We start from the raw sequence: 19,738 nt of genomic DNA on the forward strand, positions 1-19,738 counted from the left end.
TAGTACGAACCTATTATACAGTAAAGCCGCTATCAGTTTCAAGACTGGGATTTATTTTTGACTTTAAAAAAGCGTCTTTTTCCTATCCTCAAAATGTCACCATCGGAAAGCCTCAATTTAGCATGAATATCGGTGATTACGACGCCGTTGAGCTTTACGCCTCCCTGTTGTATGAGCCTTCTCGCTTCACTACGACTAGGTATTCCAGCGAAATCCGTGAGCAGTTCGACGACGCTGATTTCCTCGTGGTTCAACTTTATTTCGGGCATCTCCTTTGGAAGACTTTTCTCTCTGAAAACCCTTATAAAATAAGCCTGAGCTTCCTCGGCTTTTTCTCTTCCGTGAAACTGGCAGGTGATATCATAAGCCAGTTTCATTTTTATGTCCCGGGGGTTGACACTCCGTTCCTTTATCTGCTTTTCATAGGTTTCAATTTCTTTTTCAGGAATGTTGGTTAGCAGTCTCATGTATTTGATGATTAACTTGTCCGGAATGGACATGAGCTTGCCATACATATCGTTAGGCGTATCCTCAAAGGCAACATAGTTGTCGTAGCTCTTCGACATTTTCAAATTGCCATCTGTACCTTCAATGAGGGGCATCGTGAGAATTATCTGGGGTCTCATTCCATACTCTTCCTGAATCTTTCTAGCGACTATGAAATTGAAGAACTGGTCATCTCCGCCAATTTCAATATCGGCTTCAACCATCACAGAATCATATGCCTGTGCCAGCGGATAAAGAAACTCTGCTATGCTGATGGGCTCGTTATTTTTATACCTCTTTTCGAAATCATTCCTCTCAAGCATTCTCGCGACCGTGTATTTTGCGGCGAGTCTTATTACATCTTCAAAACTCAATTTATCAAGCCATTCAGAGTTGAATCTGATCTCCGTTTTTTCTCTGTCGAGCACTTTAAAAGCCTGCTCACTGTACGTTATAGCATTGGCGCGCGCTTCCTCACTGGAGAGCATGGGGCGAGTCTTCGATCGTCCGGACGGGTCTCCTATCCTGGCAGTAAAATCTCCAATAATGAGGATTACCTGATGGCCAAAATCCTGAAACTGGCGCAGTTTACGTAAGACCACAGCATGTCCGAGATGCAGGTCGGGTCTAGAGGGATCCACTCCCAACTTGACCCTGAGGGGTTTGCCTTCTTTCAATCGTTCCAGCAACTCTTCTTCTGAAACAACGGATATTGCGTTCTGCTTCAGTACTTTTAACTGCTTTTCAAGAGACACCAAGACCATCACCTTGTGTTAGGAAAGTGGAAATGCTCTTGAAATAATGTAAGCAAGGAGTACACTATTTACCATAAACGCGACAGACAGCCACACTGTGATCTTTCCAGGAGTGTCAAGACCCTTTTTTCTTCCAAACATCGTATGGGTTCCACCGCTCCCAAAAGCTCCTCCGAGCTCTGAGGCTTTGGACATCTGGAATAGGACCATGATAACCAGAGCCACACTTATTACAACGTGTAGGACTACGAGCAGATATGATAACACTACCATGATGATACCTCCTATTATCGCGATATTGTTCGTTTCGTATTATACTATAAGTAATGTTTTGTGGCAAATATCGTGTTCTGGAGGTGTACCTTTGTCAAAGCACGAGGTTCTAGTTTACCTTCCGCTCAAGCCCTCAGCGGCGAAGATACAAAACCTGCCGGTGAAGTTACCGGTGAGAATAGAAGACCTTCCGAAGATCGTCAACGAAGACCGGATTGATCTAGACATTATCATTCGTGGTCTGGAAACTCAGCATAGGGTAAAAGCTGATGAGTACTACGATTCATACCTTGTATATTTCTATTACGAAGCCTTCAAGAAGGCTCTAAACGAGAGTGATGTTTCCAAAGCAAAGGAATGGCTGGAAAAGGCTAGAAAAATCAAAGTTGATTATCGTTATTTCTTTTACAACGGTCTACTTCAACGTGAACTTGGACGGCTGGATCTATCTGAAATAGAACTCAGAAAAGCCGTGGAGATGAATAACAACTTCTATGTCGGCTATTATGAACTGGCACGATTGATGCAGAAGAAAGGCGAATATGACGAGGCTGTAAAATTTCACATAAAATCTCTAGAAACTTCCGGAGGAGAATTTTCATTGCCCCTACTTGGAGTAATAGACGCTTATATTGCATCAGGTATGATCGACTCTGCCCTTAGCCTGCTGGAACATCTTCCAGAAGACTTTCCATTGTTTGTGGATGCGATGTTGAGGAAAGGCGTACTTTTGAATGAACTCCAGAGATATGCTGAAGCTGAGATGACGTTCAATGTGGCTATAGCAAAGGAAGAACGCTGGGAATTATTTTACAACAGAGCATATTCCAGGGAACGCCTTGGAAAACTTCAGGGAGCACTTTTTGACTTGAAGAAAACTCTCGAATTGAACTCATCAAAGTCCATTTATTATGATATCGCCCTCATAGAAAGGGAGCTGGGGTTTGTAGAGGATGCTATTGACCATCTGCTAGACTACCTCGAGGCTGAAAAAGAACCTGCTGCAGAATTGGCACTGGCTCGCTGCTATCTTCTACTTGGTGATTTTGAAAATGCGATGCGTTCTCTGCCCGATTCTGCGCGTAAAGATTTTCGTGAACAGCTGTTAGTATACCGTGAGCTTGCCGAAGATAGAGGAGAAAACGAACCTATTGAAACCCCCCTGTTTGCAGGAATTGTCCGAATGTACAGGAATGGGGAGCTTGTGAAAAACATCCTTGAATTACAGACCCGCTCGCTAAAATTGCCAGGGATTAAGGAACTTTTTTACTCAGAAGATCTGGACTACGAGGAACTCATGCGCTGGCTGTTGAAGCGCTTCGAAAACGAGCAATCATTACGGGACAGAATAAATAACATAATACATGGAAAGATGCCCAAAGAAAGGGATATTAGCATTGAAGAGATCATGACTTTCATTCGTTTATTACCTTTCTTTGGCGTACGTTTTGATCGTTTGGATTTGTTCACACGACGCTTTGCATTTATTTTGTCTGGCCACGGTGAGACTCTGGCTATTCTGTCGATCATTCTCAAACTATATTATTATTCATTGTCAGGAACTGACTTTGACTGTATACTTTTTCTTGAGGAAGCCATGGAAGAACACAAGGTCTATGCTTTTAAGTTCTCCAAATTCATAGCAGAAAACCTTGAGACAAACCTTATCGACGCTGATACAGCTCTTGAAATTTCTCCAAAAACCCCTCGGGAATTCCTCGTGAAGCTACTGGCTCTCTTGAGGGCAGATGCCATTGAAGAAGCTATAGAAAACGATCAAATCTTTTACTACTTTAGGAGGTAACTTATGAAAAACGATCTTTTTGAAAGGCTTCTGGAGCTTATAATGTCAGATGAATTCGATCCTGAAGAGCTTAATACCGAATCCTTTGTAACACTACTGAAAGAAAACTTTTCCACTGAAGAAGCCGAAGAAATTCTCGAAAGTTTCGATTCTCTTTTTGGCGGACTTTCAGATCTCATAGAGAACCCGCGTGAATATTTCTTTGGCGATGAAGGAAAAGCCCTTCCTAAAGAGGAGGATACAGAGAAGTAGCCTTTTGATTTACGGGTTAATTATCCTATAATTAATGTAAAGTGCATATAACGGGTTTACAAGGGGGTTGATTTAATGAAGGTAAAGCTCTTCGTGTTGTTTTTGCTTTTTTCTGTGACTGCTCTTACCTATGGCGTTTTGAAAGTAGATTCTTACCCTGCCAGAGCTCTAGTGTACATTGATGGTGAGCATCTCGGTTACACCCCCTTTAGCATGTATGCCGTTGAAGGATACCACAGGGTTGCTATAAATAAAAAGGGTTTTGAACCGTATGAAGAATACGTATATATTGGAAAGGATACAACAGTTCAAGTTAAAAAAATGCTCAGAATTCGCCAAGATTACTCCACGACCTTTGGAAAACTGTTAGTCGGGATAAAACTTGAAAACTACGAACCAAGAGAGTGGCTTTTTGAGAAAATCAATCAAACAATCAGAAATGTCCTCGAAGAAATGAACATAGCAGCCGACATCGTTTCTGGAGAAGGTTTAAGCCCGACAGCAGCACTTGGATATTCTGGGTATTTGGAATTTATTTTGAGCCACGAAGAAACGGATGGAAAACACAGCTTCTCTTTATCATTGAAACATCAGAACCTGATCCATAATGAGAAGTCTTTCGAAATAGAGAAGATTTTTTATGTTACAGGTATTAGAGAGAACTTTGATAAGGCTTATCTACCCGTTCTTCAGAGTGCTTTTGGTGAATTAGCAGAATCGTTGGTTGACGAATTGTATGACAAAGTCGCGGGTAAAATAGAATTTATAAATGTGGATATCCAAAAGTATCCAGAAATCAGTCTTATATTCAGGGCTTACGATGAATACAACACCCCTCTATCAAAAGATACTATGGCTGCAGGTAAACTTTCTATAATCGAAGCAGATAACTTCATCCAACCTTTACAGCTCATACCAATAAAACAAGAAGATGTCTTGAATTTCACGCTTGCCCTCGATAGAAGTGGAAGTATGAAATCTGTTATCGAAAAGGCGAAACTGGCGGCAAAGGATTTTTTGAGCTTGTTACCAACCAATAGCTCCATCGCGCTTATAGCCTTTGATAACGAAATCGAGCTTCTTAAAAACTTTACTGACAATCGCCAGGAGCTTTCTGCAGCACTGCACACAATCACCGCTCAAGGTTCCACTCCCCTCTACGACACGGTTGTTGAGGCCGTAAAACTCCTCTCTAAAAGAGAAGGGCCAAGATTTCTAGTGCTGGTAACTGACGGTGTTGATGCCAATCTCCGCGATACGGGTCCTGGCAGCAGGAATTCGATATCCGAAGCGATAAAAGCTGCAAGGGAGAATAATGTAGTTATATTCGCGATAGGACTTGGCCGAAATATCGATAAGTTCAGCCTTGGAACACTCACAACCTCAACAGGGGGATCTTTCCTTGAATCACCAACGATTGAAGACCTTGGTGGAGCTTTCAGTAAAATTCTCAGTGCTTTTGAAAACCTCTACATTGCACGATATATTTCAACGGGCGAACGAACTGGGATTTTGAGAATCGATACGCCCACTTCACGCATAGAAGGCGAATTCCTGATACCTATCCCCGAAATTTCTCTGGAATTAAGCGCCCCGGCCAGTGTAGTAGCCGGGATGCCCTTCGAAATATCTGTTTCTTCTCTTGCAACAATGACAGCTCCCATAAACCTGACACTTAAAGGTGTCACCAAAGAGGGAACACTACTCTGGCAAGAAGAGCGATCTTTTTACAAGTCAGATAGTTTTGAAAGTGTTTTTACAGAACCGGGAGAATTTTTCATTGAATTGAGTGCTTTCAGGTTCTTAGAAAGGAAAAAAGTAGAGGTTGTTTCTATCGAAGAACTCCTGAAGGAGTATCTTGATAATTACCGTTATCCCGAAGCAGCAAATATGCTGGAGAAATATTTAAAAGTTGCCACATTGAAAACTGATGAAAAAGTGGATCTCATAAATTTACTCGCTGAAATTGAACTAAGGGCTTCCCTCGTAGATGGCAGTCTTGGACATTTGAAAACCTTTCTCGAAATGCTCGAAGACATGAACATCGAAGACAAGGATCTTCCCTTCAAAAAGGCGCTTTTTGAATATTTACTTGATGATAAAGAAGCTTTCTCACATACTGTTTCCAAATTGCCTTCAGATAAAGTCACAGAAGAACTTGCAGCAATAAAGATTATACAAGCCCTTGAGACAGCTCCGAAGGATGCTCTGTTGTTAGTAAACAAGCTATTGAAAATGTACCCCACCCCATTAATCAGAAGGCTTACTTCCGAGGTCTACATTGAGAATTCAGAAGACAAAAAGGCCGTAGAACTTGGCGAAGAAGCCCTAAATGCCGGGGATCTCATAGATCTAACGACAGCGGCATATGTGGCATTGATGACCGGAAACACAGAATTGCTGGAGAAAACCATAGAAACTGCCGATAAATTTGAGGCTCTCCTTCCACTCGCCGGTGTATGGCGAAATTTACAAATATGGGTAAGAGAGGATATCATCAAGGCTGAAAAAGGACTTAAAAATCTCCTCAATAAGTATCCAGATTCAAATGTCGTCCTGAAGTCGCTTGCCACTGTCGAGCTGGCATCCGGCAAGATTGGTGATAGCATTCTTCTCCTGAAAAAAATTGACCCGGTCGATAAAAGATTCACCGAATTACTTTCCAGAGGCTATCAGAAGGTTTCCCTCGTTATAGAAAGACCTGTAACTAAAAAAATTATCAGTTGGGAAGGTGACAGTATCTTCATCAGGGCCCGTCGAAACGCCAGAGTACCGCTGCCCATTTTCTTGAATTCCAGAGGGATGACAACGTATACAGATACCCTTACATTAAACACAAGAAGTATTGCTGTAACTACCATTAAAAAAGGTGTGAACCTTTTGAAACTTCGTCTTGAAAACCTTGATAAATTTTTGCTTGATTCCGACGAAATAATGGTGATACTGGACCAGAGTGCTCCAGAGATAATCGTGGATGATTTCTTCTTCACTTCGGAAGAAGAGGTGAAGATCAGATTTAAGATTAAAGATGACACGGGTATCGCGCAAATAATGGTGGATGACAAGGAAGTTACACCGACAAGAATCGACAAAGATACTTTTAGTCTAAACTATCGAACAGATAGAAGATCGAAAGCTATTGTGATATCCGTATCAGATCTCGTTGGAAACATCACGCATAAGAAAATTTATATCCTATACGACACCAAAAAACCGCTGATTGAAATAAAGGGACCAACGATAACTGGAAAAGATACAGTGGTTGCTTCAATAACTGTGACTGATGACACTGGAATAGAGGCGGTGCTTCTTGATGGAAAGGAAATTAAGGTCGATGGGAAAAAGAAATTCACCTACAATTACACAATCGATCTGATGGGGAAAGAGTCCGCCACCCTGAAGCTCAGCGCAGTTGACAGAGCTGGTAACGTTGCAGAAAGGACGTATGTTGTTAAAAAGGATCATGTACCTCCGCAGCTTGATTTAAAATTACCTACGAACATTGTTTCGAAAAGGGCAGAAATAACTGTTATCGCCACTGACAGCGGTGGGATAAGCTTTATCAAGGTTCAAAATCTCGAGAAAAAGTATTCCGGAGAACTAAATGTGGAAGATACTTTTGAGATAGAATTGAAAGAGTCGGGAGATATCTTCGTGGAAGCAGGTGACATTTCTGGAAATATCTCCAGAGTTTCGCAATACATCTTCGTGGACAAAGCACCTCCTGCTATTTCTTATCTTCCACAAAAAACATCTGATGGAATGGCCGTAAAGGTACTGTTTGAGGATGATTCTGGCTTGAAATATGTGAAGGTTGGGAAACACATAGATAAACTCGACGGTAAGAGAAAATATAGTTTCATTGTATCCCAAGAAGAACTTCAGGAAAAACTGGAGGTAGTCGCAATAGACATAACAGGAAAGCGCACTCAAAAAGCCCTCCGGTGGATACCGTTCGAAATCGAGGAAACAAGTGGCAGTGTAATGACGAGTGATATATTGGAACTTCGGGGAAGACTTCTTGAGCCCACCGGAGAAAAATATTCACTGAATATCTACGCTGATGCTGGTGAAAAGCTGCTCAAAACTTCAACACAGAAAGGCAATGAATTCAAAGAATGGGTCCCCCTTTCTCCGGGTGAAAATGAGCTGGTAGTAGTAATCAAGACTTCTGAAGGAATCGGTATAAAAGACTATAGTGTCTTGTTGATTCCGCGCCATGAAGCAATGAGAGTAACGTTGACCTGGGATTCCACCGCTGCGGATCTGGATCTCTACATTAGGGAACCTGATGGCACGGTGGTTGGGCCGATGAATCCTGCGAGTCGGTGCGCCTATATCGATGTTGATGCCAGACAGCGTTCCTCGACCACTGAAACTTATATCCTAAACTATAAAGACTCATATCTACCGGATGAGGGTAATTATCATATTGCTGTTCATTATTATTCTTCTGAGTACTATCCGAACACGGTTAATTATAAGATCGTGATAGATACTCTGGATAAGCACATTGAAAGAAGCGGTGAGCTGGGCTTTTTCAACAGGGATAACCTCAACTTTCTCGCTGGAGGAAACGATTGGGTGGATATCGGTGAAATCTTTGTTAGTATACCAGACAAGGAATTTCCTGTCCTCATGACAAATCTTCCAGAAACAGCGTTTAGCGCTGAAAATATCATCGAAATTGAGATAAGTGCTACTGACAACACCGGTATAAGAAAGATTACAACCGATGCAGTTCGACCTGGCATAGCGGAGAAGACGTATGAGACTTATGGAAGGCGGGAAGTGTACCTCACAGAAAAAAGGTTCTTCCCGGAAGGCATCTCGTACTTCAATATCTCCGCAGAAGATCTTTTTGGATTGAAAAAAACAATGACTTATAAAATTTATGTGGATACTCAACCTCCACACATTGAAGTGACAAAGAATTTCGACGAAGAGGGTAATTTATCCATCACCATAACATTCACAGATAATCTCGGATTGAGTTTCGTTTCCATTGGCGGTAAAAAATACCAATTCAGGGATTCAGAGCTTAGGACAAGAAAATTCACAATAACTGAAAGAATCATGAAAGGTTCTACTGTTGGGCTGATGGCTACAGACATTGTTGGTCACGTTACTTCCAAAACGGTTGGATGGTGAGGACTATGTTAAAACGATTAGCAATCATTGTTCTAATGATATTACCGCTGATCGCGTTCCCGAAAATTGTCGAGTTGAACCTTTCACAATATCCCTTAGTCTCTTTTTATGTATCTGCCGAATCAACCCCAATAAGGCTTTTTGAAGATGGAGTTAGCGTTAATTTCTGGTATGGAAAAAGAGAAGATGGGTTCATATCTGATCTGGATATCGTGATAGCTTTAGACACATCTGGCAGCATGAGAAAAGTGATCGGTTTTCTCGATGATCTGATGGCTGTAACCTTAAACACCCTCCAGTCAAAGGGAATAAGAATCAGAACAGGGATGCTAACATTTACCGACGAGATCCTCAGGATATATCCTTTAACTGCCAATGCAAGCCAATGCATAGGCTGGTTACAGGATGTAATCCCCTTTGGCGGGGGTGACGATAATGAACTCTCACTTGATGCCCTACTTGAGGCCTCAAAATTCGACTTTGATCCGCACGCACGAAAAGTTGTACTCCTCATAACGAATGCTCCCCCACACCATGCAGACGATGGAAGTGGATTCAGCGACCTCACCATTCAAAAAGTTCAGGATGCTCTGTCCACAAAAGATATCAATCTTATCATCATTGGACCATCAATTGAAGAATTCAAAAGTTTCGAAGTGGAGAGCAGAGCACAAGTGTTCAATATAAATGTTTTGAAAGAAATTGAAGAGGCTTTCAACACCGCGCTTACAACATTCTTCAAGTCTTATCTGCTGGAATATCGCACACCAAACTTCGATTTCAACCGCGACCATTTCATCGAAGTAGAACTTCAAAACGGGCTGAGATTTTCGACCGTTTATCGTTCACCTGAAAAAGTGAACTCCCCACCGATAATCAACAGCCTTTCTGTCGTTCCGCCGGTTTCATTCCCGGGAGAATCCGTTCAGATCAGTGTAGAAGCCAGAGATATCGATGGCGATTCTTTAAGGTACCGTTGGAAATTGAACGATACCCTTCTTACTAAAGAGGGAAAAGAGATCGTTCTTACACTAGATTCTACCGGAACCTTCACCGTAGCATGCGAAGTAAGTGATGGGATATCTTCAAGTATCGCACGCACAGGTTTCAGAATCATAGATAAACCTGAACCGAAAACGGTGGAAAAGATAGTTGAGAGGATAATCAAATATGAAACACAGGCCAATGTCAATGTTTCGGACCTTTCAACCATCGAGAAAAATTTAGGCGTAAAATTTTCTTCGACTCTCTTCACAGATGTTGATGGTGATGGGCAGCAGGAAATTCTTGCTGGAACAGATTCAGAAGGTAGAGGAACACTCTATATGTTTAATGCGATGGGACAACTTATTTGGAATGTGATTTTAGCCGATGACAGTGTTTTCTGGCCTGATAATTCATTCAGCATTGAGGCTATTAGATGCGGAGATGTAGACGATGACGGTAATAAGGAGATTGTCGTGCTCTTAAACCACGTACCGTGGTTCCCGGCAATAATTGCGGTTGTTTCCGCTGATGGGATAGTAAAGGGCAAATATTACCATCCCGGGCACATCAAATCGCTTAAACTTGAAGATATTGAAGGTGATGGCATAGTTGATATACTCTTTGCCGGTGAGAATGCTGAATACGATTTCACCACAGTGGTGGGTGTAATAGATGGCAGAAAGCTCTATGGACAGGCCGAACCTTATCTTGGACTGGGCGTTCCACCAGCAAAGGAAAAATTCTATAGTAGACTACCGGAGGCTAGCGGTGTTAGTTCTATAATTGTTGATGGCGAAAAAATCTTCCTTATAGATGAACGCGGACAACGTTTTGAAATTTCGAACTGACCTGTGGGGGTGCGCATATGAGAAAGATTGCTTTGAGCTTTTTACTGATAGTTGTTTCCATTGCTATGGGAACTAATCTCCTAGAGATAGATACTTCAGGCTTTCCGATCGTGAAGCTGACACTTGAGGGAGCGGAACGGGTCGATATTCTGGAAAACGGTAGTCCGGTGGATGTGTTCAGTATAGAAAAAGATGGTGACCTTTTATACATTAGTTACTTCAGTAATGAGGAAGACTTAAAAGGGCAAAAGATCGAACTCAGGGTAAACGAAGTAACAGCCCATTATAATGTTCCCTTAACTGAAAGAACGCTTTTCTCAGCGCTTGTGCTTGAAGACGACGAGATAATAGTTGACGGTAACATTGAAGACTGGGATCACATCACCGGCATTCGCTTTATTTCAGATTACAATGTCAAAGGTGTTCCGATATCCGGAAGGTTCGATCTCAGCGGCGTTGCCAAAATGGCTTACGGCAAATCGAATAGCCTGCTTTACGGGCTTGTAATCGTTAGAGATGACGTTCCTATCCCGGCATTTTCTAAAGAAATAATTGGTTTTGGAGACAGCATCCATTTGAAAGTCGAGGACATATCCTACGATCTTTTACCCGGAAACTTCATAAACTATGAACCCTCTATACTCACAAGTTCCCCGGTAGAAAACACGAAGATATCCTGCACTCTTATGAATGGATATTACATTTATGAATTTGCGGTTCCGATTACTAAAGGAGAGGGGAAGCATCAGGTAAAGCTATCCATGTCCATAATCGATAACGACAGACCGAAAGCTTCGGAAAAGAGTGAATGGAAAATCATTGACAATGGAAAGGTAGAGTTCTTTGCTGAAAGCCTGCCAATCGTAAGAATTACTTCTCCAAAAGACGGGGATATATTCAGTAAGCCATATGTGGTACTTTCCGGTACAGTTAGTGGAGATTACCGAAATGTTATAGTAAGGCAGGAGAGAATCGGATATACAGGGGATGCTATACCAGTCGAAGAAAGAGTTTTGAGTATTGACAAGGGCACTTTCCGAGATTCTTTCATACTGAAACAAGGCGAAAATGTATTCACGGTGCTCGCTACCAGCACTTCAGGGAAGGCGATTTCAAGTGTACGCGTCCTATATCCTATTGAAGCTTCTCTGCGTTTTATTTTGAAATGGGACGATCCAAAAGCCGACCTTGATCTGAACGTGCTACTTCCATCAGGCGAGAGGATATACTTTGTCAATCCTGGTCCTCCCGGCAAATTACATGTCGCTGATACCGAAGAAGCTCTTGAAATTTACGAGATTCCCTTTGCTGAAGTTGAACCGGGCTCCTACCAGCCAATGGTTCACTTCTTCGAAAACAAAGGAGCGAAAAAAGTCAAAGGTACGATAACGGTGGAATTAAGTGATGGTACCGGTAGAAAAACACCTAAAGAACTTTTCAAAAGTGAATTTTCTTTTAACGGTAGTGAAGCGAATCCTACGGATACTACTACAGGCACTGACTGGCGTTATTTCGAGCCGATACGGATAAAAATTCCTGAAGTGGCCCTGAGGGTCTCTTCAAACCTCCCCGAGGAATTCAAATCGATTGTTACTTATCAAATAGGTTCCATTGAACATAAAGAAGGCTTTGTAGGGACTTTCGAACTGGGCAATTCTTTAAAAGTTACCCTCAAGCCAACGGTATTTGAACTCGATACGAATAAAGACATCGAAGGAAACGATGTCAAGTTTGAGTTCTACTGCTGGGACGATGGTAGTAGAAGAAACGAACGAAAAGTAGTTATTAATGAGCCCACAATGCTTACGGCTAATTTCAAAAGGTTCTTCAAGGTCTTATTACTTACCGTTGACGAAAGGGGAAACGAATTGCTTAATCGCAGGCAGTACTGGGTAGAAGAAGGAAAAGAAATAACCCTGTCTTCTGGTGAGTTTGATGGCATGCTCTTTCACAGTTGGGTCTTCAACGGGCAAATCGTTTCTACCAAAAAGAGTGACAGGGGATTTGTTATCACAGGTCCTTCTGTAATCGTCAGGAAATTCATCAAAACGTCTGATGTGATGTTAATAGCCCCTGATAATTCCACTTATGACCTTGAAAGTTTGCAAAAAGCCTTCGTATCCACCGGGCTTTCTATCAATCTGTATTCACCAGAAACCATTTTGCTGAACCCAGGCTCTCTGAGCAAGGCAAGGGTTATTTTTCTTGGTTTTTCAACTTCCAAGGATATTCTCGAAAATTTCTTCTCCGAAGATTTAACGAAGAATCTGAAAAGCTACATTGAAAATGGTGGTCTCGTTGTTCTGTCCGGTGATGGCAACTACCTTCTTGAAAAACTGGGACTCGCACGCCTTGAGAAGGTAAAATATCTGCCAGAAACGTATTGTGTTCCTCTTAAATTACTGTATGGACCTGAAGATCTTTTTTCTGACTTTGCCTTTCCCGCAAATGAATCGTTGGTTCAGTACGCTCCTGAAACCATGGATTTCTTCTGGAAAAGTGAAAAAGAATTCAACGGTTTCACGATCTCTGATTATTTGGGAAACTCACTACCGATATATTTTGTAGAGGGACTATATATCAACGGAGAAAACCATTACAGAACTTATCCATTGCTACTCTGGAAACTTGAAAGAGGAGAGATACTTTACATAGGTGAGGTGTGGAACGGAGTAACTTCTTCCTCAGAATCCGCCATCAAACTCGTTGAAAGACTTGTTAATGTGATCATCACCAGTGAATCGAGAATCGTTAAGGAACCTTCCGTTGAATCTGCAGTTTTGAGAGGTGATGTGATAAGCATTAACCTCAAAAAACCCACGAAAAAATTCTATGAACTCTGGGCTTTAACCGAAGACGGAAAGAGAAAGTATATCTCAACCAGTTTCATCGAAAAGGAAACAGAAATCCCCTCTTCTGTGGTTGAGTTGAACACAAAACTCATGCTCAGAACACTTTCTGGAATTCACCACTCTCGATTTTCGGAACCTGTAAAAATCACCGTACCACAACCAGTTTATTATGAAGTCTCAGATAATATAGTAGAGGTTTTCTCGGATGAACTCAAAATGAAAAAAATTAAGATGCGGGAATTTTCCAACACTGAAAAGATCTTCCCGATCGAGTACGATCTAAATAATGACAGCGTTAACGATCTCATATTGATAAGGCAAGTTAAGGCCGAAGGTACTTCAAAGAGTAACCTCATTATAAGTGCTCTCAAGAGCGATGTGAGTTTACTGTGGGAAGAGCCATTTGGCGAAGGAAAGGTTTACACATTACCGTTATCTTATTCCGTTAAAGAATTCGGTGCATTCTATGCAGAGAATGACGTATACATTTATGTTGTCGCAAATGGAGACGATGGCAATTTCTCTGTGACCAGTGTTTATTCTAGATATGGAGAGCTTATTTCAGAATTCTGGCATCCCGGACCTATAAATGCTGTCCTCGTGGGTGATCTAAATCTCGACGGAAGAAAAGAAATCCTTCTTGCCGGTTATAACTACCATTATGACGCTGCCGACTATATCGTTATCGATCCTATTGAAACAGGGGTTGCACAGTGTCCACCAGGCAGAGGATTCTTCTATCCTGTTAACGATGGTCTATTCTATGAATACTTCACAGGCCTTGCACCTTTCGTATCAGTAACGGAGACTGGAGCGGGAACCTTTGAACTGAAAACAGCTAATGGTAGGGTCGAAAGGATAAACCTACTGGCGAAAAAATGATGAGAAAGATTCTTCTATTAACGATTTTGGCGCTTACCATCCTTGGCAATGCAAAAATCATCATCGACAAGATCGACACTTCGGAATTCCCAGAAGTACATTTAAATGTGTTAACGACTGGCTTTTACTCATCAGGAGATTTCATGCTGTCCGAAGATGGGGTTATGATAAAACCCTTAGTAAAACTTTTAGAAAGAGAGCCTTTGAAAGTTTTGAAGATCTACTATTTTCTGGACGTTTCCGGTTCAATGAATGACAGGTTAGAAAGTATAATCAGGCAGTTGTCTCTATTTTCAAGAGCAGTTGAAGAGTTCTTCGAAGGTGAAGTCATCAACACTCTTATCGCTGTGTCTGATGTGATAATCGAACAACTACAGTGTTCTGCTTTAGAAATAAGAGATCGTTTGATAGAACTCTACAGTCTGACGACGGCAGCCGATGAAGATCTGGGGCACGTCCTTTCTACATATTCTTTTGAGGAAGGGGCGCTGGTGGTTATCGTGGACGACGAAGATTCATGGAAAAGTGATCCTACTCTAACACTTGAAGAATCTGGGATCCCCTTCATAGCACTCAAAACTGGTAGTGAGAATGCCAAGAAACTGGCACGTGTAACCTACGGTTTGGTCTTCGACGAAAGCAACTTATCGGAACTTGAGAGGTTGATATCCGAATTTTCACGATCCTGGTGGGAATTTACGTACACCTCACCGTTTCCTTACCTCAGTGTACACACTATCGAAATCGGCGGGGAAAAGAAAAATTATTTCACCCTTCTAGAACATCCATTGATCTTTCCGGAAGAAGAAACCGTGAAGGCCACCGCTGGTGAAAATCTGACGATCAAAGGGGTAGTCACGGGAGAAATCATGAAATTTGAGGCCTATTATGGAGATGAACTCCAGAAAGCAGCGATTTTTGATAATGAGTACAGAGTGAATTTCATACCAGAAACTGGTATTAAAAAGCTCACGTTGAGGGCCTGTTCTGTATTCCGTTGCACCGAGAAAGCAGTGACAATAATAGGTATTGAGACTCAACCGGCATTGAAAGTAGAATTGAGCTGGAGCGAGCCATATGTTGATCTGGATCTGTATATTATCGAACCTTCAAAGAGTGTATATTTCCTGAACAGTAGCAATATTGGAATATTGGATACTGACAGTCAGAGCGGCCCGGGCAAAGAGGTTTATCTGCTGGATCCCAAAGAAAAGATACCCCCTTCCGGAGATTATAAAGTTAGGGTACACTACTATCGTGGTGAAACACCGATTAATTTTAGAGTCGTTATCTATTCATATGGTAGAGTGATAGCGGACGAAACATTTCAACTGGAAAAATCAAATCCAGAAAACTGTTCTCCGGAAGCTACAGGAGCCGATTGGCTGGATGTAATAAACCTAAAATTTTAACACAGGAGGTTTACCATGAGGATTTCGATCAGGGCGGAAAGCATGCCCGCATCTCCGATCAGAAAACTCGTCCCTTATGCTGAAGCTGCGAAGAAAAAGGGTATAAAGGTCTATCACCTCAATATAGGCCAGCCTGATATACCCACGCCAGAGATATTCTTCAAGTATGTCAAGGAAAAGTCGGAGAGTGTTATCGCATACTCTCACTCAGCCGGGACATTCGAACTACGCCATGCCTTTTTGAATTATTACTCATCTCTGGGTATTAAGCTCGATGAAAACGAGGTCATTGTCACAAACGGTGGTAGTGAAGCCGTGATTTTCGCTATGGCATCGATAGCAGACCCTGACGACGAAATCGTTGTGATAGAACCCTTCTACGCCAACTACAAGGGATTCGCTAGCCTCTTGAATATAAAACTAGTACCTGTAAGGTCGGAGGTCACAAACGGTTATCGCCTACCTCCAAAGGAAAGCTTCGAAGAAGTAATTACCGATAAAACAAAAGCTATACTTTTTTCGAACCCCACAAATCCAACTGGAGTTGTCCTTAACAGGGAAGAGATAAACACTTTGATTCAACTTGCAGAAGAACACGATCTATTTCTTATTTCTGACGAAGTATATCGTGAGTTCGCTTTCGATGGAAGAGCCTCAATATCGCTGCTCGAATACTATGACAGTGATCGTGTCATTATGACGGATAGCCTTTCAAAGAGATATAGCGCTTGTGGCACAAGAATAGGAGTACTCGCGACTCGCAATAAGGCAGTGTTAGATGCATCGCTGAAATTTGCTCAGGCGAGATTGTCCCCTCCAACTATTGCACAGCTCGGTGCAGTCGGACTCCTTGAACTAGGAAAAGATTACACCGATAAAGTCAAGGAGAAATACCAGTACAGGAGAGATGTGGTATACGAAGAACTTTCAAAGATACCTGGAATAGTTTTAACGAAGCCGGAAGGTGCTTTCTACGTTTCTGTTGGCCTTCCGGTGGATGATGCTGAATCTTTTGTCAAATGGATGCTCACTGACTTCAATGATTTGGGCGAAACTGTAATGGTCGCCCCTCTTTCTGGCTTCTATGCCACCGAAGGAAGCGGCAAGAAAGAGATAAGGATAGCATATGTCTTAGAAAAGGAAAAACTAAGAAGAGCCTGTGAATTGATCAGAAAAGGTATAGAACAATACAACAATAATTGAGGCGCCCCAAGGCGCCTCCTATTATTCTTCCACGACCTTCACATTAATGGCCTGAGGACGGCCAGATGGACCAACTTCCACCTCGAATTCAACTCTTTGTCCCTCGTTGAGTGTCTTGAATCCTTCCATTTGAATCGCACTGAAATGTACGAAAATGTCCTCACCGTCATCCTTTGTGATAAAGCCATAACCTTTTTTTCCGCTGAACCACTTGACTGTACCTTTCATTCCTGTATTCCTCCTAACCGGCTGATGCCCTTACTGTCCTCACGGACATTTTAATTATAACACAATAGACATAGAATCAATTACCCGCTTTCCTTGAAATCTATGCAGGCGCTTGACACTTTTTGAAGGTGATGATAGAATATTTATCGCATAAGGGTGCGTAGCTCAGTGGGAGAGCGCTTCCTTGACGAGGAAGAGGTCGTAGGTTCAATCCCTGCCGCACCCACCAGAGGGAGAGTGAAGCTCTCCCTTTTTTGTAATAGGTTCAGCATTTCTCCAGCCTTTTCTATGTACTGCTTCTTAAAGCCCTTACATGAAATATGGAAGTAGGTGAAACGTTTCTAATCTTTCTTCCTCTTTTGAAGAGTTTTTCAGATTAAGGTCATTTGATTTTATTCATTAAAATGGTTATAATATATGTTGTGATTAAACCTTTTGTAAGGGGGTGTTGTTGTGAAGAAGGTACTTCTTCTCGTTCTTTCTGTTCTGCTGGTTTCCGCTATTGCGTTCTCCTTCGATCCAGAGACTTTTATAACTCTGACCATTGGGGAACCGGAAACCCTTGATCCTCACTATTGTTATGAAACCGCCGGTGGCGGAGTCATCCTCAACGTGTACGACAACCTCATCAAGTACAAGGGCGATTCCGTAACGGAATTCGAGCCCATGATCTCGACCGAGGTTCCAACACTGGAAAATGGACTCATCCAGGATGGCGGTACGAAGTACGTATTCCCCATAAGGGAAGGCGTCAAGTTCCATACTGGAAACGTTCTCACTCCTTATGACGTCGAGTACAGTTTTGAAAGAGGAATCCTCTTCGATCCTGCTGGTGGACCCATGTGGATGATCATCGAAGCCCTCTCCGGTGGAGACTACGCTTCACTGGAAGACTGGTTCGAAGCCTGGTCAGGTATGGCCTACTCCGATGCTGTCGATGAAAACAGGGAACCCACCTCTGAAGAGGCCAAAGCGAAGCTCATCGCTTTCTACAACGAAGTCATCGATCCTCTCATTGAAGTCGATGGCAACAATGTCGTGTTCACACTCCATGGCCCCTTCGCTCCGTTCATGTGGATCATTTCCCACTACGCTGGCTGGAGTGCAATCCTTGACTCCACTTGGGCCAAGGAAAACGGTGCCTGGGACGGAAACGCTGATGGTTGGTGGAAGTGGCACGACCTGCAGCCAGAAGAAACACCTTTCCACAGTGTAGACGCTGGTTCCGGTCCATTCAAGGTTGTCGAATGGGACAGGGCACAGCAGAAGGTCATCCTCGAAAGATTTGACGAATACTGGAGAGGTCCGGCCAAACTGAAGACTGTCATCATCTGGGGTATCGATGAATACTCCACCAGAAAAGCCATGCTCGAGGCTGGCGACGCTGACATCGTCTATGTTCCCACACAGTACAAGGATCAGGTCGTGGGTATGCCCGGTGTCAGAATAATCGACGGATACCCGACATCAGCCATCACCTCCTTCCACTTCAACTGGTCGATTGATCCTTCAAGTCCATATATTGGAAGTGGACAACTTGATGGCAATGGAATTCCTCCGGATTTCTTCAGTGATGTTCACGTTAGGAAGGCATTCTACTATTGCTATGATGGGCAAAAATTCATCGATGAAATTCTTGGAGGATACGGCAAACTCGTTCCGACAGACCTTCCTGAAGGTTACTTGGGATATGATGAAACACTTCCTGTACCAGAACTGAATCTAACTGCGGCAGCTTCCGAATTTCAACAGGCTTTTAATGGGGAGCTCTGGGAGAAGGGTTTCACACTGACTCTGCTTTACAACACCGGTAACGAAGCCAGACAGACCGCTGCCGAAATGTTCAAGTTCTACATCGAATCTCTCAACCCGAAGTTCCACATAGACGTTCAGGGTGTGGATTGGCTAACATACTTTAACGCCCAGAGAGATGGCCTTATGCCCGCATTCATTTTAGGCTGGCTGGCTGATTACCCTGATCCTCACAACTTCCTTGCGACATTTTATGCTAGCTATGGTATCTATGCTTCCAGACAGGGTACGGCTTTTGTTGAATTTGCTAAAGCCAATATTGACGAGCTTATAAACGCTGCTGTTACGGAAACAGATCCAGCAAAACGCGAAGAGCTTTACAAGGAAATACAGCAGATAGCTGTTGATAACACGCTTAGTGTGCCTCTATACATGCCCCTTGGCTTCCATGTCGAGAGAGACTGGGTACAGGGATGGTATCCCCACCCCATGAGGTCAGGAACAAATTACTATGAGTTGTCCAAGTCACAGTGATCGCTAGCTTTCTATCGTTCATTTGCATTATTGTGTTTCACTTAAACAGTATTTGAACAAATTTGCGGAGGATTGAATTCAAAATTCAATCCTTCGCTTTTTTATGATACATTGTTAAATAAGGATTCAATAAAAACCCAATTCCTGAGTATGGTCAAATATAAGGATAAGCCAATAAAGTACTATAAAAATATCTCATAACACAACAAGTAGGGTCAAGAAATGGCGCCTTGGGTTTAAGTGATGCCTATCTGGTTTCTCCCCGTTTCCTTCGGGAGTGTTTCACTAGCATTACTATGCCCAAGTTCCCATCCAGTTG

The 19,738-nt window shown here is 42.5% G+C and carries 11 protein-coding genes and 1 tRNA gene; 9 read left to right on the plus strand and 3 right to left on the minus strand.

The annotated features are described in order from the left end of the window. Positions 1-38 precede the first annotated feature (38 nt). Both tyrS and secG read right to left on the minus strand, forming a co-directional pair. Entirely contained in the window at positions 39-1,241 is a 1,203-nt protein-coding gene (gene tyrS / locus IX53_RS03385) for a tyrosine--tRNA ligase (RefSeq protein ID WP_047754158.1), read from the minus strand. An 18-nt stretch (positions 1,242-1,259) separates the two neighbouring features. Next, positions 1,260-1,514 (minus strand): preprotein translocase subunit SecG, encoded by a 255-nt coding sequence (gene secG / locus IX53_RS03390; protein WP_047754159.1) that lies wholly within the window; start codon positions 1,512-1,514, stop codon positions 1,260-1,262. Positions 1,515-1,605: 91 nt separating this feature from the next. Between secG and IX53_RS10480 the strand changes: the two genes are divergently transcribed. The 7 genes from IX53_RS10480 (at position 1,606) to IX53_RS03425 (ending at position 16,905) form a co-directional block, all read left to right on the plus strand. Further along, positions 1,606-3,318, plus strand: a complete 1,713-nt coding sequence (locus tag IX53_RS10480) for a tetratricopeptide repeat protein (protein WP_053001130.1) — start codon at positions 1,606-1,608, stop codon at positions 3,316-3,318. 3 nt (positions 3,319-3,321) lie between these two features. Further along, complete coding sequence (locus IX53_RS03400) at positions 3,322-3,570, plus strand: hypothetical protein (RefSeq protein ID WP_047754160.1); 249 nt, start codon at positions 3,322-3,324, stop codon at positions 3,568-3,570. Positions 3,571-3,645: 75 nt separating this feature from the next. Next, positions 3,646-8,721, plus strand: a complete 5,076-nt coding sequence (locus IX53_RS03405; protein ID WP_047754161.1) for a PEGA domain-containing protein — start codon at positions 3,646-3,648, stop codon at positions 8,719-8,721. Positions 8,722-8,726: 5 nt separating this feature from the next. Beyond that, entirely contained in the window at positions 8,727-10,556 is a 1,830-nt protein-coding gene (locus IX53_RS03410) for a PKD domain-containing protein (RefSeq protein ID WP_047754162.1), read from the plus strand. Between the two features lie 17 nt (positions 10,557-10,573). Further along, entirely contained in the window at positions 10,574-14,290 is a 3,717-nt protein-coding gene (locus IX53_RS03415) for a hypothetical protein (protein ID WP_047754163.1), read from the plus strand. Continuing rightward, positions 14,290-15,702: a hypothetical protein gene (locus tag IX53_RS03420; protein ID WP_047754164.1), complete on the plus strand. Its 1,413-nt coding sequence runs from the start codon at positions 14,290-14,292 to the stop codon at positions 15,700-15,702. Before IX53_RS03415 ends, IX53_RS03420 begins: the two co-directional genes overlap by 1 nt. Before the next feature lie 15 nt (positions 15,703-15,717). Next, on the plus strand, positions 15,718-16,905 hold the full coding sequence (locus tag IX53_RS03425) for a pyridoxal phosphate-dependent aminotransferase (RefSeq protein ID WP_047754165.1): 1,188 nt from the start codon (positions 15,718-15,720) through the stop codon (positions 16,903-16,905). A gap of 21 nt (positions 16,906-16,926) precedes the next feature. Here IX53_RS03425 and IX53_RS03430 read toward each other — a convergent pair whose 3' ends face one another. After that, the gene (locus IX53_RS03430) at positions 16,927-17,133 is read right to left on the minus strand and encodes a cold-shock protein (RefSeq protein ID WP_047754166.1); all 207 of its coding nucleotides are present in this window, start codon (positions 17,131-17,133) and stop codon (positions 16,927-16,929) included. Positions 17,134-17,287: 154 nt separating this feature from the next. Between IX53_RS03430 and IX53_RS03435 the strand changes: the two genes are divergently transcribed. Both IX53_RS03435 and IX53_RS03440 read left to right on the plus strand, forming a co-directional pair. After that, positions 17,288-17,362, plus strand: a tRNA-Val gene (locus IX53_RS03435). Between the two features lie 224 nt (positions 17,363-17,586). Beyond that, a complete protein-coding gene (locus IX53_RS03440; protein ID WP_047754167.1) occupies positions 17,587-19,419 on the plus strand; it encodes an ABC transporter substrate-binding protein in 1,833 nt (610 codons plus the stop codon). Positions 19,420-19,738: the final 319 nt, after the last annotated feature.

It is taken from the genome of Kosmotoga pacifica (assembly GCF_001027025.1).
Classification (GTDB): domain Bacteria; phylum Thermotogota; class Thermotogae; order Petrotogales; family Kosmotogaceae; genus Kosmotoga_B; species Kosmotoga_B pacifica.

What these genes read in the sequence shown, in the direction of transcription:
- secG (WP_047754159.1), bottom strand. Translation starts at nt 1,514, where the DNA reads ATGGTAGTGTTATCATATCTGCTCGTAGTCCTACACGTTGTAATAAGT.
- IX53_RS03425 (WP_047754165.1), top strand. Translation starts at nt 15,718, where the DNA reads ATGAGGATTTCGATCAGGGCGGAAAGCATGCCCGCATCTCCGATCAGA.
- IX53_RS03420 (WP_047754164.1), top strand. Translation starts at nt 14,290, where the DNA reads ATGAGAAAGATTCTTCTATTAACGATTTTGGCGCTTACCATCCTTGGC.
- IX53_RS03400 (WP_047754160.1), top strand. Translation starts at nt 3,322, where the DNA reads ATGAAAAACGATCTTTTTGAAAGGCTTCTGGAGCTTATAATGTCAGAT.
- IX53_RS03410 (WP_047754162.1), top strand. Translation starts at nt 8,727, where the DNA reads ATGTTAAAACGATTAGCAATCATTGTTCTAATGATATTACCGCTGATC.
- IX53_RS03430 (WP_047754166.1), bottom strand. Translation starts at nt 17,133, where the DNA reads ATGAAAGGTACAGTCAAGTGGTTCAGCGGAAAAAAAGGTTATGGCTTT.
- IX53_RS03415 (WP_047754163.1), top strand. Translation starts at nt 10,574, where the DNA reads ATGAGAAAGATTGCTTTGAGCTTTTTACTGATAGTTGTTTCCATTGCT.
- IX53_RS03405 (WP_047754161.1), top strand. Translation starts at nt 3,646, where the DNA reads ATGAAGGTAAAGCTCTTCGTGTTGTTTTTGCTTTTTTCTGTGACTGCT.